Genomic DNA, 24,900 nt, shown 5'->3' with positions numbered 1-24,900 from the left:
AACGCGGCGGGCCTGTGGGCCCTGGATGCGTTCATTTGTTGTGCAGCCGGTCGACAGCGATAAACCCCGACATTCTAACGTTTTTTTGCAAAGTTATCCACAGGCCTGCAGAAAATTCCTCGTTGACAAAGTTGCGGATTTCGAGTCAAATCACGCGTTTATTTCCGTTTCGAAACAGGAAACCCATATCATGAAACGTACTTACCAGCCTTCCAATACCCGTCGCAAACGCACTCACGGCTTCCTGGTCCGCATGAAGACCCGTGGCGGCCGCGCTGTCATCGCCGCTCGCCGCGCCAAGGGCCGCAAGAAGCTGGCCGTCTAAGTCCTTGTGGCTTACCGCTTTCGCCGTGCGCACCGGCTGTTAAAAACGGATGAGTTCTCATCCGTTTTTAGTTTGCGGCAACAACGCAGCAATGCGTTCTTTCAGGTGTATGCCCGCCCCAACGGCCTGGACCATGCCCGCGTGGGTTTGGTTGTGGGCAAGAAGGTGGCCAAGCGGGCGGTGCGCCGAAATTACATCAAGCGCTGCGTGCGCGAGTGGTTCCGCCTGAACCAGCAGGAGCTGGGCGGCGTGGACTACGTGGTGCGAGCAAAGACGGCGTTTGCCCGCGAACAGCGCGCCGAGGCCGTCACGGCTTTGTCGGCTCTGTTTGCTAAACTGGCACGATGTCGCGCATCCTCATCCTCCTGATCCGCTTTTACCAGCTGGCTATCAGCCCGTGGCTGGCACCGCGTTGCCGCTTCCAGCCCACCTGTTCCAGCTACGCGATCGAGGCGGTGAGAAAACACGGCGCGCTGAAGGGCGGCTGTCTGGCCGCCAGACGCATCTGCCGTTGCCATCCCTGGGGCGGCAGCGGTTATGACCCGGTTCCCTGAACTTTCCGGTATCGAGAGATGGATTCCAAGCGACTGATTATCTTTGTTGTACTGTCCGTGGGCATCCTGTTTGGGTGGAATGAGTTCTTCATGCCCAAGCACACCCCGCAACAGCAAGTGGCCAAGACCGAGGCCGCGGCCGGCGCTTCCAGCGCCGCGCAGCCTGCCGATGCCAACAAGTTGACCCACGGTCAGCGCATTCGCGTCAAGACCGACCTGGTTGAAGCCGAGATCGATACCGTGGGCGGCGACCTGCGCTCGCTGTCTCTGCTGAAGCACGGCGAGGCCGAAGACCGCAACCAGCCGTTCAAGCTGTTCCAGGACAACGCCAAGCACACTTATGTGGCGCAAACCGGCCTGATCGCAGCCAGCAACCCGGCCCTGCCGACGCATAAAACCGTCTTCACTGCCGACAAGCCCAGCTACGAAATGACCGGCGACAAGCTGGAAGTGAAGCTGACTGCGCCGGACGCCAATGGCGTCAAGGTGAGCAAGGTGTACACCTTCACCAAGGGCAGCTACGAGATTGGCGTGCGTTACGACATCGTGAACGGCGGCGCCGCTCCGGTTGCACCTACCGCTTACTACCGCCTGCTGCGCGACAGCCAGGCGCCGGAAGGCGAAGGCCGTTTTGCCCACACCTACACCGGCCCGGCCGTGTTCACCTCCGAGCACAAGTTCCAGAAGGTGAGCTTTGACGATCTGGCCAAAGGCAAGGGCGACTACGCCAAGACCACCACCGACGGCTGGGTGGCCATGGTGCAGCATTACTTCATGTCCGCCTGGATTCTGCAGCCGCTGGACGGCAAGAGCGTGTGCAAGGACGACAAGTCCTGCCGCTTCGAGCTGACCCAGACCAACGGCCTGAACTCCGCCGCCGCGCTGGTTGACTATTCCGTCATCGCTCCGGGCAAGAGCCTGAGCGTGAGCGTGCCGCTGTTTGCCGGCCCGGAAGAGTACGACATCATCTCCAAGGTAGCGGACGGCATGGAGTATGCCAAGGACTTCGGCATCTTCTACATCTTCGCCTCGCCGCTGTTCTGGCTGCTGGTGAAGCTGCACGCGCTGGTGAGCAACTGGGGCTGGGCGATCATCCTGCTGACGCTGACCGTGAAGGCCGTGTTCTACCCGCTGACCGCCGCGTCCTACCGCTCCATGGCCAAGATGAAGGCCCTGGCGCCGCGCCTGGAACGGATGAAGGAGCAATACGGCGACGACCGCATGAAGTTCCAGCAGGCCGTGATGGAGATGTACAAGTCCGAGAAGGTGAATCCGCTGGGCGGCTGCTTGCCCATGCTGATCCAGATCCCGGTGTTCATCGGCCTGTATTGGTCGCTGCTGGCTTCCGTGGAGCTGCGCGAAGCGCCGTGGGTGCTGTGGTACACCGACCTGGCCCGCCCGGACCCGTACTTCATCCTGCCGGCCATCATGGCGGCCACGATGTTCCTGCAGACCTTCCTGAACCCGCCGCCGGCTGACCCGATGCAGGCGAAGATGATGAAGATCATGCCGCTGGCTTTCTCCGCGCTGTTCTTCTTCTTCCCGGCCGGCTTGGTGCTGTACTACGTGGTGAACAACGTGCTGTCCATTGCGCAGCAGTGGTTCATCAACAAGCAGATCGAAAAGAGCAACAAGGCCGCGCTGCAGTCCTAAGCGCCGCTGGCATTGCTGAACAAACCCGGCCCCTGGCCGGGTTTTTTGCTGGATAATCTGGGAAAAGATCTCAAAACAATTCGCCACGAACCCCACGAAAGAACACGAACGCGAATCGCCTCCGAGGCGGCGCAGGGACGGCTTCCGGCCTGCGATCGTTCTTTCGTGTCCTTTCGTGGATTTCGTGGCTAAAAATCCAAGGAATGGCAATGAACCTCAGTTACACCCCCGCCACCATCTGCGCCATCGCCACCGCCCCCGGCCGCGGCGGCGTCGGCGTGATCCGCGTCTCCGGCAAGGACTTGCTGCCGTTTGCGCAGGCCATCTCCCAGGGCAAGACGCCCAAGCCCCGCTACGCCACGTATACGGACTTTTATGATGCGCAGGGCCAGGCCATCGATAACGGCCTGCTGCTGTTCTTCCCCGGCCCCAACAGCTTCACCGGCGAAGACGTGCTGGAGCTGCAGGGCCACGGCGGGCCTGTGGTGATGAAGATGCTGCTGGCGCGCTGCGTGGAGCTGGGCGCGCGGCTGGCGGAGCCGGGCGAATTCACCAAGCGGGCCTTCCTCAACGACAAGCTGGACCTGGCGCAGGCCGAAAGCGTAGCGGACCTGATCGACGCCAGCAGCGAAACTGCGGCCCGCAGCGCGCTGAAGTCGTTGAAGGGCGCGTTCTCGCGCCAGGTGCACGGCCTGGTGGACGAGCTGATCAATCTGCGCATGCTGGTGGAAGCCACGCTGGACTTCCCGGAAGAAGAGATCGATTTCCTCAAGCAGGCCGATGCGATCGGCCGCCTGCGCCGCTTGCGGGCCACCCTGGTGGACGTGCAGGCCACCGCCAAGCAGGGCGCCATCCTGCGCGAGGGCATGCACGTGGTGCTGGTGGGCCAGCCCAATGTCGGCAAGTCCAGCCTGATGAACGCGCTGGCCGGCGACGACATCGCCATCGTCACCGATATCGCCGGCACCACCCGCGACACGGTGCGCGAGGAAATCGTCATCGACGGCGTGCCGGTGCACATCATCGACACCGCCGGCCTGCGCGAAACCGACGACGTGGTGGAGAAGATAGGCATCGAGCGCACCTGGCAGGCGGTGGAGCGCGCCGACCTGGCGCTGGTGCTGACCGATAGCCGCCACGGCCTGACCGAAGAGGTGCAAGCCATCCTGGCGCGCATCCCGGCCGGCCTGCCGCGCGTGCACGTCTTCAACAAGGTGGACCTGACCGAGGAGCCGGCCGGCATCGCCGACGAAGACGGCCACCCGCTGGTGCGCCTGTCCGCCAAGACGCATCAGGGCGTGGACCTGCTCAAGGCCAAGCTGCTGGAAATGATAGGCTTCAGCGGCGCCGACGAAGGCGTGTTCCTGGCCCGCCAGCGCCACCTGGACGCCATCGCCCGCGCCGCCGACCACCTGGAGCAGGCCGAAGCGGACTGGGAACAGGTGGAAATCTTCGCCGAAGAACTGCGCATGGCGCAAAACGCCTTGTCCGAGATTACCGGTGCTTTCTCCGCCGATGACCTCTTGGGTGTGATCTTCTCCCGCTTTTGTATTGGCAAGTAAGGCCGTAGGGCGGAAGCCCGGCCAAGCCGGGCGTTCCGCCGCTGTTGACCATGACGGAGCGCGGCTGATCGCCCCGTCGGGGCATCCTCCCTACCGAGCTGGTCATGATCTTCTTCGCGCTTTTGCATCGACCCGTAGGGCGGAAGCCCGGCCAGGCCGGGCGTTCCGCCGCTGTTGACCATGACGGGGCGCGGCGGATCGCCCCACCGGGGCATCCGCCCTACCGAACTCGGCGTGTCTTCTCGCGTTTTTGCATCGACCCGTAGGGCGGAAGCCCGGCCAGGCCGGGCGCTCCACTGCTGTTGACCATGACGGAGCGCGGCGGATCGCCCCGACGGGGCATCCGCCCTACCGAACTCGGCGTGATCTTCTCCCGCTTTTGCATCGACCCGTAGGGCGGAAGCGCGGCCTGGCCGGGCGCTCCACTGCTGTTGACCATGACGGGGCGCGGCGGATCGCCCCGTTGGGGCATCCGCCCTACCGAGCTGGGCATGACCTTCTTCGCGCTTTTGCATCGACCCGTAGGGCGGAAGCCCTGCTGTGCAGGGCGTTCCGCCATTGTCTGTCGGTCTTTTCCGTGGAATGTCTAGATCAAGCCAGGGCGACGAGGGGCGACTGCGGCTTGGGGCCGTCAACCGGGGTAAAGACCACCTGACCAGCCTGGCGCAGGGCATCCAGCCGCCAGAACAGGAAATTGTCCGGCACCAGCCCAGAATGGGTTCCCATGACCTCTCCCACCACGCGGCTGGCCGATTGAGGCGAGCGGGAAAGCCTGGCCAGCAGCAGCGGGTCCAGATGGTCCAGCGGGTATTGGATGATGCCGCCGTCCGAGGCGGTTTCGCGCCAGCCGGCCTCGCGCGTTTTCCAGTGCGCCCATTGCGTGGCCAGCGAGGCGCGCGCGGCGGGGTCCAGCTCCACCGGCTTGATATCCAACAAGGCTTCCGGCGGGCACATCGCCACTGCGTAATGCCCTTCATGCTGGAAAGCCACCTGGCCCGTGATGTCCGCTGCCAGCAGCGGCGTGGCGGGCGCGGCCACGCTGGCGGCCATGGCCAGCATTAGTCGGTCGTGCGCGTTGTTGCCTATCCAGATCACCAGCGGCGCCGGCGCTTGCAGCGCCTCCAGCAACTGGCCGTGGCACTCCGCCTGGTGCAGCAGCAGCGGCGTTTCGTACTCTTCCGCTTCATACCACCACTGCGCGGCCCATAGGCGCTTGAGCCAGGCGATGCGCTGGCGCGGCATGGCCGCATCGGCGTCGGCCAGCTCCCCAATGCGGAAGTCTTCCATCATGGCGGTGATCGGCTGGGACAAGCCAAGCAGCCGGTTGCGTTGCTTCAGGTTGCCGGCGGCGCTGTCGCCCCAGCATAAGTGGCGAAGAGGTGTCATCATCAATGTCGATTGGATACAAACCGACCCAAGCATACCGTTGCTGATGGCTGGCGTGAGGGGTTTTACGCGGGGTTTACTCTGCTCAAAATTTGTCTTTGTGAAAAGTTATCGTCAATCGACTGGGCGCGCAGGGAACTCAGTTTACTGAGGCGTTCAGCGGATGTTCTTGCTTGGTCTGTACGGCGTCTGTAACGGTCGAAGTATTGAGGGCATCTTGAACGATTCTCCCCTGCTCCAGCACCACCACGCGCTCGGCCATGGCGATGGTTTCCGGCCGGTGCGCCACCAGCAGCCGCGTCATGGCGATGTCGCGCACCGCGGCGTTGACCAGTTTTTCGTTCCACACATCTAGATGACTGGTGGCTTCATCCAGCACTAGCAGCTTGGGCTGCTTGTATAGCGCGCGCGCCAGCAGGATGCGCTGCTTCTGGCCGCCGGACAAGCCTGAGCCGATGTCGCCGCACAGCGTGTTGTAGGCCATAGGCATGGCGATGATTTCGTCGTGGATGGCGGCCAACTTGGCGCATTGATAAATGCGGCGCACATCAGGTTGGGGATCGAAGAAGCAGATATTGTCGCCGATGGAACCGGCGAATAGCTGATCGTCCTGCATCACCGTGCCCAGCAGCTGGCGGTAATTGGCTAGGCCAAGCTGTTTCAGCGGGATGCCACCGACCAGCACCTCCCCTTCACTGGGCTCCAGCAGGCCCAGCATCAATTTAAGCAAGGTGGTTTTGCCGCAACCAGAGGCCCCGGTGATGGCCAGGCATTGGCCGGCAGGCACGATCAAATTGAGATCTTGCAGTACATAGGGCTCGCCGTCGGAGTAGCGGAAGGAGACATTGCGTATTTCTATCGCCGGCTGCACCTGTTCCGGGTCGACTTCCACATCACTGTATTCGGGCTCTGGCGTCGCCATCAAAATATCGGCCAGCCGTTCGCCATGCAGACGCAGCATACGGAGTTCGAACAGCTTGTCGATGAGGGAGGAGATGCGCTGGCTGAATTGGTCTTTGTAGCTCAGAAAGGCGATCAGCATGCCGACGGAAAACTGGTGGTCTAGTACGGCCAATGCGGCCAGCCATACCACAATGACGCGTTCCGCGTTGAATAGTAGGGAGTTGACTGTTTGAAAAGAGATAGTCAATCGAGCAATGGTCAAGTCGGCGTTGAACTGATCGGCCAGCATGTTCATCCACAAAATGCGGCGGGATTCCTGGCGGCCAAATAGTCGAATGCTTTGCGCGCCACGCGCCGACTCGATGAAATGGGTATTTTGCCGTGCGGCATGCATGATTTGCTCCGCCGTGGCCTCGCGCAGGCCTCTGAAAATGGACCAGCGAAGCATGGTGTACAAGGAAACGGCAATTAGGCTGACGACCGACAACTTGGCGTTATAGAGCAGCATGACGCCAAGCGTAGCGAGCGCCAGTAAGCCATCGATCGAGCCCCCGACAAATTGGGTGGTCAGACTGCGTTGTATGGTTTGGATCGCGCCAAAGCGAGAGACAATATCGCCTAGATGACGTTTCTCGAACCAGGCGAGCGGCAACTTCATCAAATGGGCGAAGGCGTTGCCAAACCATTGGAAATTGAGACTAGTGGCCAGGGCTGTGGTGGCCCAAGATCGGACGGCTTCAATCGCGGATTGCAGCAGCACCAGTAGCAGGAAGCCGATACCGAGCACCGTGATCAAATTGCGATCCGCTGCCAGCAAGGCCTCATCCACCACCCATTGCAGATAGAAGGGTGCCGCCAACACGCATACCTGCAGCGCCAGCCCTAGCAATAGCAGCTGTGTCACGCCACGCCCCAAGCCGTCGACTCGGCCCATCAGCGCGAGCAAACTCACGTGCTGTCTTTCCTCCATCGGCGTGAACTCGTGCCCCGGAGCCAACTCCAGCGCGACGCCGGTGAAGTGTTTGGCGGTTTCTTCCAGCGACAGTTTTCTTTCACCGACGGCTGGATCATGAATGATAAGGTGCTTGGCGGTGACGCGCTTCAACACCACGAAGTGATTCATATCCCAGTGCAGCACGCAGGGCAGCTTCAACTGTGGCAAGAATGGCATGTCAAGCTTCAATGGCCGGGTTTGTAGGCCCAAACCCTGAGCCATGCCGATCAGACTTTTCAGCGTCGTGCCCTTGCGCGAAACGGCGAAGCGGCGACGCATATTGGTCAGATCGATATGGTGTCCCCAATAGCTGGCGATCATGGCAAGACAGGCCAGTCCGCATTCTGCCGCTTCAGTTTGCAGCAGTAGGGGGAGACGGCGTCGGCTGAAAAATTGGAGCACTGGGTGCTGTAGGGCCATATCAAACCTTTCCGCTGATGCTGAACAGAGGCTCCAACACCCACTCATACAGCTTGCGCTGCTCTAGTAGTATGCTTGCATCCAGTGCCATACCTGCTTTTAGGGGTTGTTGCTGGCCATAGGTTTTCACCGATTGGTTTTGTAGCCGGACGCGTATTCGATAGAGCGGCTCAGTCGCATTGCTGCCCATGGGTAGCTCATCCTTGGTCATGGGGCTATGCGACACCTCCCGGATCACACCTTGAAACTGGCCGAACTTCTGAAAAGGGTAGGCTTGATAGCGGATTTGCACGATTTGGCCTGGTTTGGCGAAACCCGCGGCGCGTGAAGGCGCATATAGTTCCGCTTCGAGCGGTGAGCCGATAGGAGACAGATTAGCCAAGGACATGCTGCTCGATACGGTTTGCCCTGCCTGCGTGGCGATGCCGCTGACGATGCCGGCCTGCGTGGCGCGGATCAGCGTCGTGCGTTTAGCTTCGTTTTCGGTGAGGTCTTGTTCGGCTGCGTCGACATTGCGCTGGGCGGCAGCCTCGTCGCGACGTATCTGGAAGCGCAAATCATTCAAATCTTGCGCCGCAGTATCCCGGTCGTTTTCTGTCGATGCCTTGGCGCGCTGAAGGTCGGCAAGCTTGGCTTGCTGGTCTATCAGCTCCGCTTGCTTGTCTTGCAAGGCCGCCGCAGAAATAAAGTGCGATGATAGCAACTTGTCATTTCGCTCAACAGCCTGCTCCGCTAGTTTGATGCGGCCTTTTTGCAGCATCACTTGCTCATCGATACGCTGGATTTCGCTGCCGAGATCTTTCAGTCTGCGTTGCTGAGCATTGATTTTCTGTTCCATTTGATGATGCAGCAGTCCCGTTTCATTTTGCAGGCTGTCACGTCTCGCCTGCAGCAGGGCGCTAATTGTGCTAGCAGTATCGCCGTGTGTTGCGCTGACCCGCTCATTCGCCAGAACAAACAGTACATCGCCTGTATGTACCTGTTGTCCTTCTTTTGCTTTTACCGCGATTACGATGCCAGGTTGTAGTGACTGAAGCCGAATCAACCCTTGGAGTGGCATTAGGACGCCATTAACTTGCTCTTTTCTAGTGTAACTCGCGAAAGAAAAGAGAAGAATGATGGAAATGGAGAGTAAGAAAAACGTTGCGGTTAGCCAGGCAAGACTAGTTGACCGCAATAAAATAATATTCCCATATTGGCTAACAGTCGCGTGGGATAAGGCTTGAGGGCGGAACAGAGATTGCATGGTAGTCTTAATTTGTATGTCATTGGAATCATTCTCTATCCTGGCAACATTTTTTTCAAGAAAGATAGTTGTACGAAGCAGTATCCGCTTTGAGGCGCATGGTAAGCCATTGTATTGAAAAGAGATTATTTGTAAATCAGCATTGCAAAAGTGCTGTAGAGTAGAATTTAATTAAGTATTTTGGTGCTAATAAATCATAAGTTAAAGCTACAATAATGTTTGTTATAACTTTTAATTGCAATTTAATCGCTATTTTATGATAAATAAAAAAATGACAAGTTTCGCCGTTGACAGTCAAATGTCAAAGTCATAATATGATTATGTCATTTCCAGCGCTACCCATGTGGGTAATGCAGTCTGGAGTGATAGGCACTTCATTTAGTGAAAATAGAGTAGCGACCATTTATTTTGGTCATATCACATCAAGTCAAGGAGAAATAAAATGCAAAACGAAAAGCAAGCGCAACAATTCGCACAAGATCAAGAAATCGCTGATGTTCTGGGCATTTCGGTTCTGTCTCCGCTGGAAGAAGTTTCTGTTTCTGGTGGCGCTGTTCACGTAGATTCTGGCAGCACTCATATTCATGCAAATGTCGTTGCTGAATAAGGTTGGACCAATGATTGCGTAGGGATATGCTCTGCGCATGACTTGCTTGGAGGGGCCTAACATCTATTCAGAAGTTAGGCCCTTTCATGTTTTTAGTAGCGACTAAAAGTATTTAGGCGTGCTCGGGTTTTATGGTGTTGGTGGTAATCTCAGGGATGCAAATGGAAAATCAGCCGATTGTCTTTAGCAATGAATGGTGGGATGAATTCATTCATGTTACTAAAAAACTTAGCGTTCCAGCGGTTTTTTGTAAGCCTCTAGATGCAGAGAAAATAGTTTCATACCGGCACGCTGTTGCAAACATTATTTCTGCCATTGCTAAACTACGCTCTTCTCAATATGGTTTTCGAGTCTATCTGGAGGGCCACCAACTAGGCTCATCTGAGATAGAGGATATCTATGATAATCCACCGCTAGATGGAGAGTGTGTTGTTCAATGGTGCGAGCGAGTATTTAATGATAAGAAGTTTGGGGTAATAATAAACTCCGGGGAAAAGTTTGATCAGAAATTTTCAAAAGACGTTGCTGTTTTGATGAAGCCCTTGTTTGACAAAATTGGACTTCCTCGCGATGGGATTCAATTTTCAATCTTTGTCGGAAATTACGACAAGACTCCGCTTGGGATACACCAAGATTATCGCGGTGAAAATGTCTTGCACTTACATGTTGGGCCTGGTGAAAAAACCATGTATGTGTGGGATAAGGATGAATACGGTAAGTTGACAACTGAGGGAGGGCTGCGCAAGGGGAATTTTAATGATTTAGAGCCTTATGCGCAGAGCTACCATATACAGTCTGGTGACTTATTTTTCATGCCGGAAGGCACATTCCATATTGGGGCTCAAAAAGAACTCTCCATTGCCATAACGGTGTGGCAGTACACCCACACCAATGGAAGGTTTACCCAAGAGTTATTGAATCATGTGCACAAGCAGATCAACCTGTCAGGTAAAGATGCTATTGATCATGATCTCCGCCCTCCCCAAGATGATAGTCATATAGATGATATTTTCCCAGCCTGCGAATTGCCACAAGAATATAAAAACTTGACGCTTCAAGAATTGATTAAAAAGGCATATCAGGATTGGCGGCTGGAGATTTTCAGCAATGCTGGGTATCGGAATCCTCCTTTTGCAAATAAAACTCGAGAAGTATTCTCTCCTCTGGATGTTGTCAAAATTGAAAGTCCATACCGTATTCTGACGCGAAGAATAGATGGCATGGAGAAAGTGATGATTTATGTGCGAGGGCATAAATTCGAGATTAAATATCATGCATGCTTGCTTGAGTTGATCAAGGCGCTGAATGATGGGCGTGAGCATAAAGTTAGTTATTTGTTGAAGCTGTTAGACCCGCAGTGGAGCGAGAAGGTTGGCTTGCATTTCTTGTCTGAGCTGCATGTATACCATGGTATTGTGAAAGTAGTGAATGTTAGCCATCTAGCTCATCAAAATGAAATCATGGGGAGTGAAGTGTAATGGAGCGAGTCGTAATTAATAATCCTGCTGTAGGGATTGATTTGGAGCAACTTCAGAATCAATTCAATAATGAGTGGTGGGATGGGTTTTTGACGAAAACCAAGAACATGACGATACCGGCTATACTCCCGACATCTCTCAGTCGGGAGCAGACGCGAATTTTACGACGGTATATCTTGGACATATTAGCCGAGGTTGGGTGTGTTCATAAGGAAAAATATGGATACCGATTGTGGATTGATGGTAAGCAAGTATTAGACCTTGAGGATCATTTCTCACGTCACCCTAGGCCTGATGAAGATGCCGAGGAGTGGGTAAGCCGGGCATTTGGGGAGAAAAAATTCGGGGTTATTTTAAATCGAGGGGAGAAGTTCAGCGAGGAGCTATCGCAGGCTACCGCATTAATGTTGGAGCCTATTTTGAAGAAAATAGGCATGCCGACAGAGGGGATTCTGTATACGATCTTTGTTGGAAACTACGATATGACCCCGCTGGGGATTCATCGTGATTTTGCTGGTAAGAGCGTTTTGCACTTCCATCTTGGACCGGGTCCCAAGACCATGTATGTTTGGGAAGATGATGACTATAAGACTGGGCCGGAAGAGAATCGCTTCAATAATATGAATATTGAAAAGCATCTGCCCCATGCAACTAAGCATACTTTTGGTGAGGGTGAGTTCTATTTCATGCCGGAAAATAAATACCATCTCGGCATGCAAAATGAATTGTCAATTGGGATTGCTTGCTGGTTTTTCAATCGTTGTGACTATGATTTTGCCAACCAATTACTCGAACGATTCAGGTCAAATTATTTGAAAAACTCTCGAGTAATGTTGAAGCCAGATAAAAAACCTGTTGACGATATCAGCACGGTGGAGCCGATTCTATCATTGTTTGATCTGCCTGGTGGCGGGGATGTTGGAATCAAGTCTTTGCTTGGTAGCATCTATAAAGATTTTCGCTATTCCTTATTCAGTAACGCCGGGTTCAGGAACCGTCCAATTCCAAGATCCAAGGATGTCGACATCAAACGGGGAGACCGAGTGTATGCTGACTTACCCTATAAAATAGTCTGCAGGGAAGCTGAGGAGTTAGGCCATTTTGACCTGTTTGTCCGGGGAACAAAGGTTACTTTGCGCAATTTCCAAGGATTAGACCAGATTGTTGATCGAATCAACAATCAAAAAATGGTCGATGTAAATCAGTTGGTGGAGGCAATGGATGATCCGCTGGCGGAACAAAAGGTATGCTATTTGCTAAAGATGTTGCACAAGCATCGTGGCATATCGCTTGTCTAGAGTTGAAGGCTATAAGTGGCTGCTGTCATGTGCGCGTGCTTTTACGTAGGCGCAAGTCGGCTGAGGAACTGATTTGCGCGGGGTTTACTTCACCCCCAGCCGTTCCATCCGATAGCGCAGCGAACGGAATGTCACTCCCAGCCGCTTGGCGGCCTGGGTGCGGTTGTAGCGGGTGGCTTCCAGTGCCTTGACGATGGCTTCGCGCTCCACGCGGTCCAGATAGTCTTGCAGCGGTTCGTCGCTGCCCGGTTCCGGGCTGTATTCGGCGCAGGGGGTCAGTTGCAGGTCGTCGCGGGACAGGGCGGGGCCGGCGGCCAGGGCGACGGCGCGTTCCAGGATGTTTTCCAGCTCGCGGAAGTTGCCGGGATAGGCGTAGTCCTGCAGCGCCTGGCGCGCGTCTGCGCTCAGTTGCGGCGTGGGGCCGTGGCTGGCGAAGCGCTGCAGCAGCCGTTCGGCAAACAGCGGAATGTCCTCGCGCAGCTCGCGCAGCGGCGGCATGCGCAGCGGCAGCACATTTAGGCGGTAGTACAAGTCCTGGCGGAAGCCGCCGTCTTCCACTTTGGCCGCCAGGTCCTGATGGGTGGCGCAGATGATGCGCACGTCCATCATCTCCTCCTGCGCGCTGCCCAGCTTGCGCACGGCCCGCTCCTGGATGGCGCGCAGCAGTTTGACCTGCATGGCCAGCGGCAGGTCGGCCACTTCGTCCAGAAACAGCGTGCCGCCCTGCGCCTGCTGGAAGAAGCCGTCGCGGTCGGCGTCGGCGCCGGTGAACGCGCCCTTGCGGTAGCCGAAGAACTCGCTTTCCATCAGGTTTTCCGGAATGGCGCCGCAGTTGACGGCGACAAACGGTTTGCCGGCGCGCGGGCCTTGCTCATGGATCAGCCGCGCCGCTTGCTCCTTGCCGGTGCCGGATTCGCCGCTGATATACACCGCGGCCTGGCTGCGCGACAGCTTGTCCACCAGCCGCAGAACGTCCTGGATGGCCGGCGATTCGCCCAGCAGCCGTTGCTGCTGGGTGGGTTTGGCGGACGGCGTTTCCACTTTCAGCGCCGATTTGACCAGGCTGCGCAGCTGGGCCAGGCTGACCGGTTTTTGCAGGTAGTCGAAGGCGCCGGCCTTCATCGCCTGCACCGCGTTGTCGGCGCTGCCATAGGCGGTGATCACCGCCACCGGCAGGTCCAGTCCGGCTTCGCCGATATGGCGCACCACCTCCAGGCCTTCGCCGTCCGGCAACCGCATATCGGTCAGCGCCAGGTCGAAACGGCCGGCCGCCAGCGCCGTTTTGGCCTGAGCCACGCTGCCGGCGCAGACCGGTGTCAGCCCCATTTTCAGCAGGGTCAGTTCCAGCAGTTCGCGGATGTCCGGTTCGTCGTCGACGATCAATACGCGCAAGGGTGTCTTAGTCATGGGCTAGCCGACAGATCAGCCGGAACACGCCGCCGGGCGGGGTGTACTCCAGGCGCGCGTCGTTGGCTTCGGCCAGCTCGCGCGCGATGTACAGCCCCAGGCCGCTGCCGGCGCTTTCCGTGGTGAAAAAGGGTTCGAACAGGCGGGATTGCTCGGCCTCCGGCACGCCGGGGCCATCGTCGATCACGCGCAGGATCAGGTGGTGTTCCGCCGTGCCGGCTTCCAGCCGCACCGAGCCGCGGCCCTGGCTGCCATGGCGCCAGGCATTGGCCAGCAGGTTGCTCAGCACCTGGGCCAGGTGGCCGCGGTCGAATGCCAGTTTGCAATGGTCCGGCAGCTGGCAGACGATGGCGCCGGCCGATTGCGGCTGCACCAGCGCAAATTGCTCCAGCAGCTGGGCGATGAACGATGGCAGATCGATGGTTTCGGTCTTGACGCGGTCGCGCCGGCCCAGCGTCAGCACGTCTTCCACCATGCCGTTGATGCGGCGGGCGTTGTCCTGGACGATGCGCAGCAGCCGCTGCCGCGCCGGATCGGTTTCGTCTTCCGCCAGCAAGTCGCTGGCGTGGCTGATGGCGGACAGCGGGTTGCGGATTTCGTGGGCGATGTTGGCGGTGAGGCGGCCCAGCGCGGCCAGTTTGACTCGCTTGGCCTCCTCCGCCATGTCCGCCATGTCGCGCATGAACAGCACCACGCCGCGCAGCTGGCCTTCCGGCACCGGCACCGGCACCAGCCGGCCCACCAGCTGGCGGCCGCGCACATTGTGTTGAACAAAGGTGGACAGGGCCGGGTAGCCGTTGTCCCGCCAACGCTGCACCAGCGGCAGCAGTTCCGGCATCAACTGGCCGCGCTGCAGCTGGCTGAAATAGCGTTCCGCCTGCCGGTTGAACTGGTGCAGATGGCCCGCTTCGTCCAGCACCGCAACCGCGTCGCGCTGGCTTTGCAGGATCAGTTCGTTCAGGTGGTTGAGGTTGGCGATTTCGCCGCCGCGCTGCGCCGCCAGCGCTTCCGAGGCGCGGGCCAGCCGGCCCAGCTGCCAGGTGGCGATGGCGGTGATGAAGCCGGCGGCGGACAGCAGCGCGCTGAACGACAGGTCCGCCTGGCTGGCATTGCCCAGCAGCCTCTCGAAACCGGCGTAGCTCAGCAGCATCAGCGTGGCGATGGAGGCGTAGAACAGCGCGTAGCGGCCGGTGGACAGCAAGCCGGCGGCGGCAAGATAGGGCAGCAGCAAGAGGCCGAAGCCGCCGCGTACGCCATCGTTCATCGCCATCAGCCACACCATCATGGCGATGTCGGCGGCGATGGCCAACGTCAGTTGCAGCGTGTCGCCCAGGCTGCCTTCGCGCAGCAGGTACCAGATGGCGATCAGCAGCAGGTAGACGCTGCTCCACAGGTAGAAATGCGGCCCGCCTTCGATCAGCGCTTGGCCGCTGTCGCCGTTGATCAGCGACAGCGAGAACAGCACCAGCAGCAGCAGCGCGCGGAAGCCGTTGACGAACAACAAGGCGGCGCGCGGCGACAGGGCTTGCGGCTGGGCTGTCAGTTTCATCACATCGGCAGCTCGCGGATGGCGCTGATCAGCCATTTCTTCGGCATCAGCTTGCCCTTCTTGGCGCGCTTGCCGACAAACTCTTCCAGCGCCAGCTTTTCATCCGCCACCTTGCCGCGGACGGAGGTGGTGGACAGCAGCGCCTTGTCGCCGGCCACCAGGCCGATGGCGGTCATGCGCGCGCCGTCGTCCAGCGCCAGCAGCATCAGGCCGCGGCCCTTGGCCAGCTCTTTCAGCTCTGTCGCCGGGAAGGCCAGCAGGCGGCCGCTGTCGCTGGCCGCCACCAGTTGCAGCTGCTCCAGCGGCGCGGCCGGCAGCGGCACCGGCGCCAGCACCGTCTCGCCGGCGTCCAGGGTGATGAAGGCCTTGCCGGCTTTGACCCGGCCGGCCATGTCGCTGATCTTGGCGATGAAGCCGTAGCCGCCGCTGCCGGCCACCACGAAGCGGTCGCTATCGCGGCCGGAGATCAGCTGCGCCGGCTTGGCGCCGTCCTGCAGATCCACCAGCGACGCCACCGGCACGCCGTCGCCGCGGCCGGTCGGCACCGTGGCCGGGTCGATGGTGTAGGCGCGGCCGTTATTGTCCAGCACGATGGCGGACCACACGGTGCGGGTTTCCACCACGGCCGCCAGCGCGTCGCCGTCCTTGAAGCTCAGCGTTTCCAGCTCCAGGTTGTGGCCGACGCGGGCGCGGATCCAGCCTTTTTGCGACAGGATCAGCGTCACCGGCTCGTCGGCGGTGGTTTGCGTCAGCACCGCGCGCTCGGCGGCCTTGATCTCGCTGCGGCGCTTGTCGCCGTACTTGGCGGCATCGGCCTGGATTTCCTCGCGGATGAGGCGGGTCAGCGCGTCCGGCGTGTCCAGGATGTGGCGCAGGCCTTCGCGCTCTTCGCGCAGGTCGGACAGCTCCTTCTCCAGCTTGAACCCTTCAAGCCGCGCCAGTTGGCGCAGGCGGATTTCCAGGATGTCCTCGGCCTGGACTTCGGTCAGGCCGAAGGCCTTGATCAAGTCCGGCTTGGGCTCGTCCGATTCGCGGATGACGCGGATCACTTCATCGATATGGATGAAGGCGATCATCCGGCCTTCCAGGATGTGGATGCGCTTGTCCACCTGGGACAGGCGGTGCGCCAGGCGGCGGGTGACGGTGGTGCGGCGGAAGTCTATCCACTCGGTCAGAATGGACTTCAGGCCTTTCTGCGCCGGACGGCCGTCCAGGCCTATCATCACCAGGTTCAGCGAGGCGTTGCCTTCCAGGCTGGTCTGCGCCAGCAGGATGTTCATGAACTCGTCCGGGTCCTGGCGGCTGGACTTGGGTTCGAACACCAGGCGCACCGGGTTTTCGCTGTCGGATTCGTCGCGCACGCGGTCCAGTAGGTCCAGCATCAGCTTCTTCAGGTTTTGCTGATCCTGCGACAGCTGCTTCTTGCCGGCCTTGAGCTTGGGATTGGTGGCTTCCTCAATCTCCGCCAGCACTTTTTGCGCGCTGGAGCCGGGCGGCAGTTCGGTGACGATGGCGCGCCACTGGCCGCGCGCCAACTTGTCGATTTCCCATTTGGCGCGCACGCGCACGCTGCCGCGGCCGGTTTCATAGGCGGACTGGATGTCCGCCGCCGGGGTGATGATCTGGCCGCCGCCGGGGAAGTCCGGGCCGGGGATGTATTGCATCAGATCGGCGGTTTCCAGCGACGGATTGTCCAGCAGCGCCACGCAGGCGCCGGCCACTTCGGTCAGATTGTGCGGCGGGATTTCCGTGGCCAGGCCCACGGCGATGCCGGAGGCGCCGTTCAGCAGCACCATGGGCAGGCGGGCCGGCAGCAGCGACGGTTCGTCGAAGGCGCCGTCGTAATTGGGAACGAAATCCACCGTGCCCATGTCGATTTCAGACAGCAGCAGTTCCGCGATGGGCGTCAGCCGCGCCTCGGTGTAACGCATGGCAGCCGCGCCGTCGCCGTCGCGGCTACCGAAGTTGCCTTGGCCGTCGATCAGCGGGTAGCGCAGCGTGAAATCCTGCGCCATGCGCACCAGCGCCTCATAGGCCGAGCTGTCGCCGTGCGGGTGGTATTTACCGAGGATTTCACCGACCACGCGAGCCGACTTCACCGGCTTGGCGCCGTGGGCCAGGCCCATGTCGCGCATGGCGTACAGGATGCGGCGCTGCACCGGCTTCTGGCCGTCCGCCACTTCCGGCAGCGCCCGGCCCTTGACCACGCTCATCGCGTATTCCAGATAGGCGCGCTCCGCGTACAGGTCCAGCGGAATCCAGTCGCCGCTGATGGCGTCCGGCGCGGCCGGAGGCGGCGGCGTGAGGTCGCCGGCCGGCGCCGGCGGGTCGAAGAGGTCGTGGTCGCTCATATATTAAATGCTATCGTCTTGATCTGGATTGAGGCACGGCGTCAGCGTGCATGCTATAGCATCGCAGACGGCTGTGTCAGGAATGGGAGGGATTCTACTATGGCAAACAGGATAGCGTGGCATTGCCACGGTTTTGACGGCTTTACCCCCTTGGCGCTTTATCAAGTGCTGCAATTGCGCGACCAGGTGTTCGTGGTGGAGCAGCAGTCCATCTACGGCGATGTGGACGGCGTGGACATCCACTGCCTGCACCTGTCCGGCCGCGATGAGGCCGGCAATCTGGTGGCTTACGCGCGCTTGATTGCGCCGGGCGAGAAATACCCGGCCGCGGCGGCCATCGGCCGGGTGGTGGTGGCGCCGGAGGCGCGCGGCAGGGGGCTGGGCAAGGCGCTGATGGCGCAGGCGGTGGCGCAGTGTCAAATCCACTTTGCCGGCCAGCCCATCATGCTGTCGGCGCAGTGCGATGCCAGCGCGCTATACGCCAGTTTCGGCTTCGCCCCGGTGTCTGAGCCGTACGACGATGGCGGGATACTGCATGTGGATATGCGGCGGGAGGGGTAGTCATAGCTTGCTGCCGGTTGGCAAATAAAAACGGACAAGCCGTGTGGGCGGCTTGTCCGTTGTCATGTCTGCCAGGCTTAGACTGATTACATCTTGTATGAACCCTTCAGGAAGAAGCTGCGGCCAGTGGGATCGGTAAAGCGCGGGTCGTAGTTCTGTTGAGTCATGCGCTGCTGGTTGGAATAAGGCGGCTCTTGGTCAAACAGGTTCTTCACGCCAGCGGTCACGGTCAGCTGCTTGGTCCACGCATAGGAGGCCGAGAGATTCCAGGTGGAGTAAGGTTTGACCATGTGGTTGCTGCCTGCGGAGTTCGGTGTCGCATTCTGGTCGGTATAACCAGACTTGTAGTTTTGAGACACGATGGCGCTCCACGGACCGTACATCCAGTTCAGCGTTAGATTGTGCTGCCAGCGGAAGTTAGGCCCGGCATCGACATATTGACCCGCGGTGTTGGTGTAATCGCCGCCTTTCTCATTCTGGTATGAGAATTTAGCCAGATAGGTGCCGTCTAGGGTGGCGACAAAAGTGCCAAATGAAGTCTTCGGCAGTGTCCAATTCAGGCGCAGATCTACGCCGGAGGCGCTGATGTTGCCCAGGTTGGAAATGTCGTCAATCATGTACTGATAGTTGCCGTTGGCATCGCGGACATAGCGATTGGCGTATTTGACCGGATCGTTGATGATCAAGGTTTCATCCAAGATGCTGATTTGGTCCTTGATCATGGTCCACCATAGGTCGGCGCTGGCAGTGAAATCCTTGGTCGGTTCAATGACCATGCCGAACGACAGGGAGGACGATTTTTCCGGTTGCAGATTCTTGCTGCCGCCTACCCGCTTGTCGCGTTGCATCTTGCTGCAACCGGTTCCATCGGTACCGGGGAGCGGATTTTGGCCATCCGGACACGTTGCGTAATCGACAAACTTGGTGCCGGTAAGCTGCAGCTGGTTCGGACGGTAGATGTCATACAGCGACGGTGCGCGGAATCCCTTGCTGGCGGAACCTCTGAACATCACCTTTGGATCTGGTTGGAATTTGAATGCCACCTTGGGATTGAGCGAACTTTCGGTGTCGCTATAGTGGTCGTAACGTGTCGCCAGCTGCAGTTCCAGATTTTTCAAGACTGGGATTTCTGCCTCGCCGAAGATGGCGTAGGCGGAACGACTGCCCATCGAATCTTCGGTCTTGTTTTGGCCTGTGCTTAATGCATCACGGGTAACGGCCTTGTTATAGACAGTGCTTAGGCTTTCATGACGGGCTTCCGCACCAAGTGCCACGCCCACCATGCCTGCCGGCAGCGCAAACAATTCGCGGCTGATTTTGGCGTCCGCCAAGTCTATGGTCGATTTAGCTTCCTTGGTTTGGCCGGTGATGCCGACTGATCTCCAGGCGGCCAGATTGTTGCCGCTGGTGTCGAAAGGATTCAGCGCGCCGCTATCCACGGCCGCTTGCATCCTGGCTTTGCTGACATAGCCGGAATTCAGGTTTTCCTTGACCAAGTTCTCCGAGCGGCCAATGCCCGCGCGGTAGTCCCAGCCGGCAACCAGGCCTTCCAGGTTCAGCATCAAGCGCTGGGTTACCGAATTGGCCTCGGTTTCCCGGTTGCCTAGCGGAATGGTCCGTACATACAGTAAGTCGCGCTTGGTTGGGTCGGTTGCATTGGCTCTGGTGATGTCGCCGCCGGTTGGCAGCGGAGCATTCTGAGAGGTGGTGATGGTTTCCGTGCGCGTGTACTGCAAGGAAAGCTCATGGTTATCACCAAGGCGTTTCGTGCCACGGACAATGCCCGAAATCTGCTCGACTTCCGGCGACAAGGCCGGATAAAGCGAGTAGTACTCTTTGCAGATGCCCCCGACGGACTGAGAGAATGGCGGCTGGCAAGTGGTGCTGGTAGCTTTCCATTTTTTGGTGACGCCATCCACATAATTGCCAGGCCAGGCATTGGGACTATTACCAGTGTCTGCGGTGATCTTGTTGGAGAAATCACGTTGGCTAGCCATGATGGCATCGTGTTTTAGATAGTCTATCGCGCCGTAGACATTGAAGCCGTCTTGCGCGAGATCGCCGATACCATAGGATGCATTGACGCGTTTTTCATCTCCGCCACCATGTTGTGGGTTGGCGAAGCTGCCGCCAATGCTGAAGCCCTTTAGCGACTTTTTGGTGATGAAGTTCATCACGCCGCCGATGGCGTCGGTGCCATAGATGGCGGAGGCACCGTCCAGCAGTACTTCCACACGGTCGATGGCGGACAGTGGAATGGCGTTCAGGTCGGCCGAGGTGCCGTCGATAGCCTGGTTGGCCATGCGGCGGCCATCCAGCAGTACCAGCGTATATTGGTTGCCGAGGCCGCGCAGGCTGGCGAAAGAGCCGCCGCCGGTGGAGGCTCCTACGGAATAGGATGAGCCCTGGCTGGATTGGTTGGCGGCGATGCTGTTGACCACCTGCTCCACCGTGGTCAGACCCTGTTTGGCCAAGTCTTCGGTCTTCAGGATGGTGACCGGCAGGGCCTTTTCCTGCTTGATGCTGCGCTTGATGTTGGAACCGGTAATCGTCACCCGTTCCAGCTGATTGTTGGAGTCATCCGCGGCGTGGGCGAAGCCGCTCCCCAGCAGGCCGATGGCGGCGATCGCCTGGGCCAGAATCTTGACCTTCATTTCTTCTCTTCCTTTGTCATCACGGCGCCCGTAGCGTGTCAGCGCGGGGCGTATCGTTGCAGTCTCGTGGCCGCAACATCATTGGCGATTGATGAAAATGGCATTGAAAAGAGGCAAAGGCAAGGTACTTACTTGGCATTGTCTGTTGGTGCGGCCGGATGGAGGCTGCGTGGGAAATGTTAAGGCTATGAAATTAATTGTGTTTTTTTGTTAATGGTTTGAGGCGGGAATTTTCCAGCTCGTGTCTCGATGATGCAACATTCTTGTCATCTTTCGCAGGTGACTGCAGAAGGGAAGCCAAGGACCAGGGGCAAGCGCGGGACGGCGCGACCCAGTTAGGCTAAAATGTCCTGTTTTCGTCTGCGGCATTGTTCGCCCATGCATCTGCTTGCCCTCGGACTCAACCACCACACCGCGCCGTTGTCGATACGGGAGAAGCTGGCATTCCCGGCGGAAACCCTGCCGCACGCCCTGGATAGTCTGGTGGCCTCGCAGGCCGCGCGGGAGGCGGCTATCGTCTCCACCTGCAATCGCACCGAGATCTATTGCCTAAGCCCGGACCCGCATGCCGCGCTGGATTGGCTATGCCAGTTTCACGGGCTGAGCCGCGCCGAGGTGGAGCCATATCTGTACCGGCTGGAGGCTTCCCAGGCGGCGCGCCACGCTTTCCGCGTGGCGTCCGGGCTGGATTCCATGGTGCTGGGCGAGACGCAGATTCTAGGCCAGCTGAAGGACGCGGTGCGCAGCGCGGAAAGCGCCGGCACGCTGGGCACCCTGTTGAATGGGCTGTTCCAGCGCACATTCGCGGTGGCCAAGGAGGTGCGTTCCAGCACCGCGGTGGGGGCCAGTTCGGTGTCGATGTCGGCGGCGGCGGTCAAGCTGGCCGAGCAGATTTTCCCCTCGGTGAGCGAGCTGAACGTGCTGTTCGTCGGCGCCGGGGAAATGATCGAGCTGGTGGCCACGCACTTCGCCGCGCGCAATCCGTCCTGTATCACCGTGGCCAACCGCACGCTGGAGCGCGGCCAGCGGCTGGCTGAGCAGTTTGGCGGCAACGCCATCACCCTGGCCGAGTTGTCGGAATCGCTGTCGCGCTACGACGTGGTGGTGACGTCCACCGCCAGCCAGCTGCCCATCATCGGCAAGGGCATGGTGGAGCGGGCGATCAAGGCGCGCCGCCACCGTCCCATGTTCATGCTGGACCTGGCCGTGCCGCGCGACATCGAGCTGGAGGTGGACAAGCTGGACGATGTGTTCCTGTTCAGCGTGGATGACATCGCCGGCATCGTGGAGGTGGGCAAGGAGGCGCGGCAGCAGGCCGCGGCCGAGGCCGAGTCCATCATCCAGAGCCGGGTGGCCGAGTTCAACGACTGGCTGAAGAAGCGGGAAACCGTGCCGCTGATCCGCGCCCTGCGCGACGAGGCGGAGCGCACCCGCCGCCACGCGCTGGAAGGCGCGATGAAACAACTGGCGCGCGGCGACGCGCCGGAAAAAGTGCTGGAGGCCTTGTCCGTCCAGCTGACCAACAAACTGATGCACCCGCCGACCCAGGCTTTGTCCTCGGGCAGCGGCGCGGAGCATGACGCGCAGGTGCAAACCATCGCGCGGCTTTACCGTTTACACCCGGAGTCGTAATGAAAGCGTCTATTGCGGCCAGGCTCGCGCAGCTGGCCGACCGTCTGGAAGAGGTGACCCACCTGCTGGCCAGTGAAACGGCCACCCAGGACATGGAGGCCTTCCGGAAACTCACCCGCGAACACGCCGAGCTGACGCCGGTGGTGGAAACCTTCGCCGCCTATCGGCAGTGCGAGGGCGATATCGCCGCCGCCGAAGACATGCTGGCCGATCCGGAAATGAAGGAATTCGCCCAGGCGGAAATCGCCGAAGGCAAGGACAAGCTGGCGGCGCTGGATATCGAGCTGCAAAAGCTGCTGCTGCCGAAGGACCCCAACGACGACAAGAACATCTTCCTGGAAGTGCGCGCCGGCACCGGCGGCGACGAGGCGGCCTTGTTCGCGGCGGACCTGCTGCGCATGTATACCCGCTACGCCGAGCGCAACCGCTGGCAGGTGGAGATCGTTTCCGCCAGCGAGTCGGACCTGGGCGGCTACAAGGAAGTGATTGTGCGGCTAATCGGCCAGGGAGCGTATTCGCGCCTGAAGTTCGAGTCCGGCGGCCACCGCGTGCAGCGCGTGCCGGCTACCGAGACCCAGGGCCGCATCCACACTTCCGCCTGCACCGTGGCGGTGATGGCGGAGGCGGACGAGATTGCCGAAGTGGTGCTGAACCCGGCCGATCTGCGCATCGATACCTTCCGCGCGTCGGGTGCCGGCGGCCAGCATATCAACAAGACCGACTCGGCGGTGCGCATCACCCACTTGCCCACCGGCATCGTCGCCGAGTGCCAGGACGGCCGCTCGCAGCACGCTAACAAGGCCAGCGCCATGCAGGTGCTGGCGGCGCGCATCTACGACATCCAGCTGCGTGAGAAGAACCAGAAGGAAGCGGCCGAGCGCAAGAGCCTGATCGGCTCCGGCGACCGCTCCGAGCGCATTCGCACCTACAACTACCCGCAAGGCCGCATCACCGACCACCGCATCAATCTGACGCTGTACAAACTGGATCAGGTGATGGATGGCGATCTTCAGGAGCTGACCGACGCGCTGATCGCCGAACAGCAGGCCGAGCTATTGGCGGCGCTGGGCGATTGAGGATTGCCGCTGGGGTTTGTCGGCGTTAGAATCACCCCCGGAAAACGGCGGGCCGCATGGCCCGCATGTTCTTGGCCAGTGTAGGCCGGAGCCCGTTTTTCTCCGAAACTTGGGGCCGCCGCTGGGTGGCCTTTTCTTTTTCCCGTCTATAGCGTGGCCATATAGGCCAGCAGCGCCTTGACGTCGTCCTGGCTCAGCGTTTTCAGGATTTCCTGCATCTCCATCCGCGCCGGCGGCTGCGGCGTGTCGGATACCTTCATTCTTTGCGCCAGATAGGCGGCGTGCTGGCCCGCCAGCCGCGGCGCGGCGCTGCCGCCTTCGCCCTGCTCGCCATGGCAGGTGAAGCAAGGCGGCGCGCCCACGGCCAGGTTGCCCTCGGTATACAACTTGCGGCCGCTGGCCAGCAGCGCCGGATCGGCCGACTTGGCCGGCTGCGGAGCGGGTTTTTGCGCGGCGTAGTAGCGGGCGACGGCCTGGATGTCGGCATCGTTCTTCAATCGATCCCACGCCGCTTTGTGCGCGCCGCCGTCATCGCGCTGGCCCAGCCGCATCCAGTCCAGCTGTTGCGCGATGTAATCGGCCTGCTGGCCAGCCAGCCTGGGCGTCGGCGGCGGGCCGTTGCCATCAATGCCATGGCAGGCGGCGCATAGTTGCTGCGCCAGCTGGGGCGGCGCGGACCAGGCCAGCGCGCTCGCCAGCGCCAGCCATCCGGTCATGATCATGCGGGCGGTGTGCATGGAGCCTCCATCAAGTCTCGATCTGATACAGGTATAGAGGCGGGCGGCGTGCTTGTCGTGGTGTTCCGGTTGTGCCAATGATTGTTTGGCGCTAGGAGTCAAGCAGCCGACTGTGCAGCGCCATGCCGGCCAGCATGGCCAACAGAAACAATAGGCCATCGGCGAGGCCGCTGCCGGCCAGCACCAGCGCCGGGCCGGGGCAGATGCCGGCCAGCCCCCAGCCTATGCCGAAGATCAGGCTGCCGGCGAGCAGGCGGCGGTCGGCGCGGCGCGATGTCGGCAACTGCATGGCCTCGCCCAGCAGCGAGCGCTCGCGCCGTTTAGCCCAGGCGAAGGCCGGCAGCGCCACGGCGATGGCGCCGGCCATCACCAGCGCGAGCGAAGGATCCCAGCGGCCGGTGATGTCCAGGAAAGCCAGCACCTTGGCCGGGTTGGCCATGCCGGCCATGATCAGGCCGCTGCCGAAGATCAGTCCCGCCAGCGCGGCGCTTATCATGCGCTTCATGT

Annotated in this window: 20 protein-coding genes; 11 read left to right on the top strand and 9 right to left on the bottom strand. The window is 59.7% G+C overall.

The window, feature by feature from the left end; genetic code table 11:
• Positions 1-190 precede the first annotated feature (190 nt).
• The 5 genes from rpmH to mnmE all read left to right on the top strand — a co-directional run bounded on the left by rpmH (position 191) and on the right by mnmE (position 4,094).
• Positions 191-325, top strand: coding sequence for a 50S ribosomal protein L34 (rpmH, locus tag C2134_RS20230; RefSeq protein ID WP_021477546.1), 135 nt, complete (start codon positions 191-193; stop codon positions 323-325).
• 6 nt (positions 326-331) lie between these two features.
• A complete protein-coding gene (gene rnpA / locus C2134_RS20225) occupies positions 332-694 on the top strand; it encodes a ribonuclease P protein component (RefSeq protein WP_043628229.1) in 363 nt (120 codons plus the stop codon).
• Complete coding sequence (gene yidD, locus C2134_RS20220; protein WP_103321860.1) at positions 670-879, top strand: membrane protein insertion efficiency factor YidD; 210 nt, start codon at positions 670-672, stop codon at positions 877-879. The genes rnpA and yidD overlap by 25 nt, the downstream gene beginning before the upstream one ends.
• 18 nt (positions 880-897) lie before the next feature.
• On the top strand, positions 898-2,532 hold the full coding sequence (gene yidC / locus C2134_RS20215; RefSeq protein WP_103321859.1) for a membrane protein insertase YidC: 1,635 nt from the start codon (positions 898-900) through the stop codon (positions 2,530-2,532).
• A gap of 209 nt (positions 2,533-2,741) precedes the next feature.
• Positions 2,742-4,094 carry a tRNA uridine-5-carboxymethylaminomethyl(34) synthesis GTPase MnmE gene (gene mnmE / locus C2134_RS20210; protein ID WP_103321858.1) on the top strand — a complete coding sequence of 451 codons (1,353 nt, stop codon included), beginning with the start codon at positions 2,742-2,744 and terminating at the stop codon, positions 4,092-4,094.
• 591 nt (positions 4,095-4,685) lie between these two features.
• On the opposite strand, the gene C2134_RS20205 is transcribed toward mnmE, so the two are convergent.
• The 3 genes from C2134_RS20205 to C2134_RS20195 all read right to left on the bottom strand — a co-directional run bounded on the left by C2134_RS20205 (position 4,686) and on the right by C2134_RS20195 (position 9,043).
• Positions 4,686-5,483, bottom strand: a complete 798-nt coding sequence (locus C2134_RS20205) for a DUF3658 domain-containing protein (RefSeq protein WP_158248837.1) — start codon at positions 5,481-5,483, stop codon at positions 4,686-4,688.
• 136 nt (positions 5,484-5,619) lie between these two features.
• On the bottom strand, positions 5,620-7,797 hold the full coding sequence (locus C2134_RS20200; RefSeq protein ID WP_103321856.1) for a peptidase domain-containing ABC transporter: 2,178 nt from the start codon (positions 7,795-7,797) through the stop codon (positions 5,620-5,622).
• Between the two features lies 1 nt (position 7,798).
• On the bottom strand, positions 7,799-9,043 hold the full coding sequence (locus tag C2134_RS20195; protein ID WP_103321855.1) for an HlyD family secretion protein: 1,245 nt from the start codon (positions 9,041-9,043) through the stop codon (positions 7,799-7,801).
• A 442-nt stretch (positions 9,044-9,485) separates the two neighbouring features.
• Between C2134_RS20195 and C2134_RS21675 the strand changes: the two genes are divergently transcribed.
• The 3 genes from C2134_RS21675 to C2134_RS20180 all read left to right on the top strand — a co-directional run bounded on the left by C2134_RS21675 (position 9,486) and on the right by C2134_RS20180 (position 12,426).
• Positions 9,486-9,650, top strand: a complete 165-nt coding sequence (locus C2134_RS21675; RefSeq protein WP_158248836.1) for a hypothetical protein — start codon at positions 9,486-9,488, stop codon at positions 9,648-9,650.
• Between the two features lie 161 nt (positions 9,651-9,811).
• Positions 9,812-11,128 carry a hypothetical protein gene (locus C2134_RS20185; protein WP_146042233.1) on the top strand — a complete coding sequence of 439 codons (1,317 nt, stop codon included), beginning with the start codon at positions 9,812-9,814 and terminating at the stop codon, positions 11,126-11,128.
• A complete protein-coding gene (locus tag C2134_RS20180) occupies positions 11,128-12,426 on the top strand; it encodes a hypothetical protein (RefSeq protein WP_103321852.1) in 1,299 nt (432 codons plus the stop codon). The genes C2134_RS20185 and C2134_RS20180 overlap by 1 nt, the downstream gene beginning before the upstream one ends.
• A gap of 84 nt (positions 12,427-12,510) precedes the next feature.
• Here the strand turns inward: C2134_RS20180 and C2134_RS20175 are convergent, their stop codons facing one another.
• The 3 genes from C2134_RS20175 to parC are packed head-to-tail and all read right to left on the bottom strand — an operon-like array spanning position 12,511 to position 17,733.
• The gene (locus tag C2134_RS20175; RefSeq protein ID WP_103321851.1) at positions 12,511-13,833 is read right to left on the bottom strand and encodes a sigma-54-dependent transcriptional regulator; all 1,323 of its coding nucleotides are present in this window, start codon (positions 13,831-13,833) and stop codon (positions 12,511-12,513) included.
• The gene (locus C2134_RS20170) at positions 13,826-15,382 is read right to left on the bottom strand and encodes a two-component system sensor histidine kinase NtrB (RefSeq protein ID WP_199180009.1); all 1,557 of its coding nucleotides are present in this window, start codon (positions 15,380-15,382) and stop codon (positions 13,826-13,828) included. Before C2134_RS20170 ends, C2134_RS20175 begins: the two co-directional genes overlap by 8 nt.
• Positions 15,382-17,733: a DNA topoisomerase IV subunit A gene (parC, locus tag C2134_RS20165; RefSeq protein ID WP_103321850.1), complete on the bottom strand. Its 2,352-nt coding sequence runs from the start codon at positions 17,731-17,733 to the stop codon at positions 15,382-15,384. The genes C2134_RS20170 and parC overlap by 1 nt, the downstream gene beginning before the upstream one ends.
• A 99-nt stretch (positions 17,734-17,832) precedes the next feature.
• Here parC and C2134_RS20160 point away from each other — a divergent pair, with 99 nt between their 5' ends.
• Positions 17,833-18,294, top strand: coding sequence for a GNAT family N-acetyltransferase (locus C2134_RS20160; protein ID WP_103321849.1), 462 nt, complete (start codon positions 17,833-17,835; stop codon positions 18,292-18,294).
• A gap of 86 nt (positions 18,295-18,380) precedes the next feature.
• Here the strand turns inward: C2134_RS20160 and C2134_RS20155 are convergent, their stop codons facing one another.
• Positions 18,381-20,948 (bottom strand): TonB-dependent receptor, encoded by a 2,568-nt coding sequence (locus C2134_RS20155; RefSeq protein WP_103321848.1) that lies wholly within the window; start codon positions 20,946-20,948, stop codon positions 18,381-18,383.
• A 378-nt stretch (positions 20,949-21,326) separates the two neighbouring features.
• On the opposite strand from C2134_RS20155, the gene hemA reads away from it, so the two are divergent.
• The gene (gene hemA / locus C2134_RS20150; protein WP_103321847.1) at positions 21,327-22,580 is read left to right on the top strand and encodes a glutamyl-tRNA reductase; all 1,254 of its coding nucleotides are present in this window, start codon (positions 21,327-21,329) and stop codon (positions 22,578-22,580) included.
• A complete protein-coding gene (gene prfA / locus C2134_RS20145) occupies positions 22,580-23,656 on the top strand; it encodes a peptide chain release factor 1 (protein ID WP_103321846.1) in 1,077 nt (358 codons plus the stop codon). The genes hemA and prfA overlap by 1 nt, the downstream gene beginning before the upstream one ends.
• Before the next feature lie 146 nt (positions 23,657-23,802).
• Here prfA and C2134_RS20140 read toward each other — a convergent pair whose 3' ends face one another.
• The gene (locus tag C2134_RS20140; protein ID WP_158248835.1) at positions 23,803-24,393 is read right to left on the bottom strand and encodes a c-type cytochrome; all 591 of its coding nucleotides are present in this window, start codon (positions 24,391-24,393) and stop codon (positions 23,803-23,805) included.
• A 91-nt stretch (positions 24,394-24,484) separates the two neighbouring features.
• Positions 24,485-24,898, bottom strand: coding sequence for a YeeE/YedE family protein (locus tag C2134_RS20135; RefSeq protein WP_103321844.1), 414 nt, complete (start codon positions 24,896-24,898; stop codon positions 24,485-24,487).
• Positions 24,899-24,900 lie beyond the last annotated feature (2 nt).

It is taken from the genome of Chromobacterium sinusclupearum, from assembly GCF_002902845.1.
GTDB classification, from domain to species: Bacteria; Pseudomonadota; Gammaproteobacteria; order Burkholderiales; family Chromobacteriaceae; genus Chromobacterium; species Chromobacterium sinusclupearum.
This window is presented reverse-complemented; position numbering and strand designations above follow the sequence as displayed.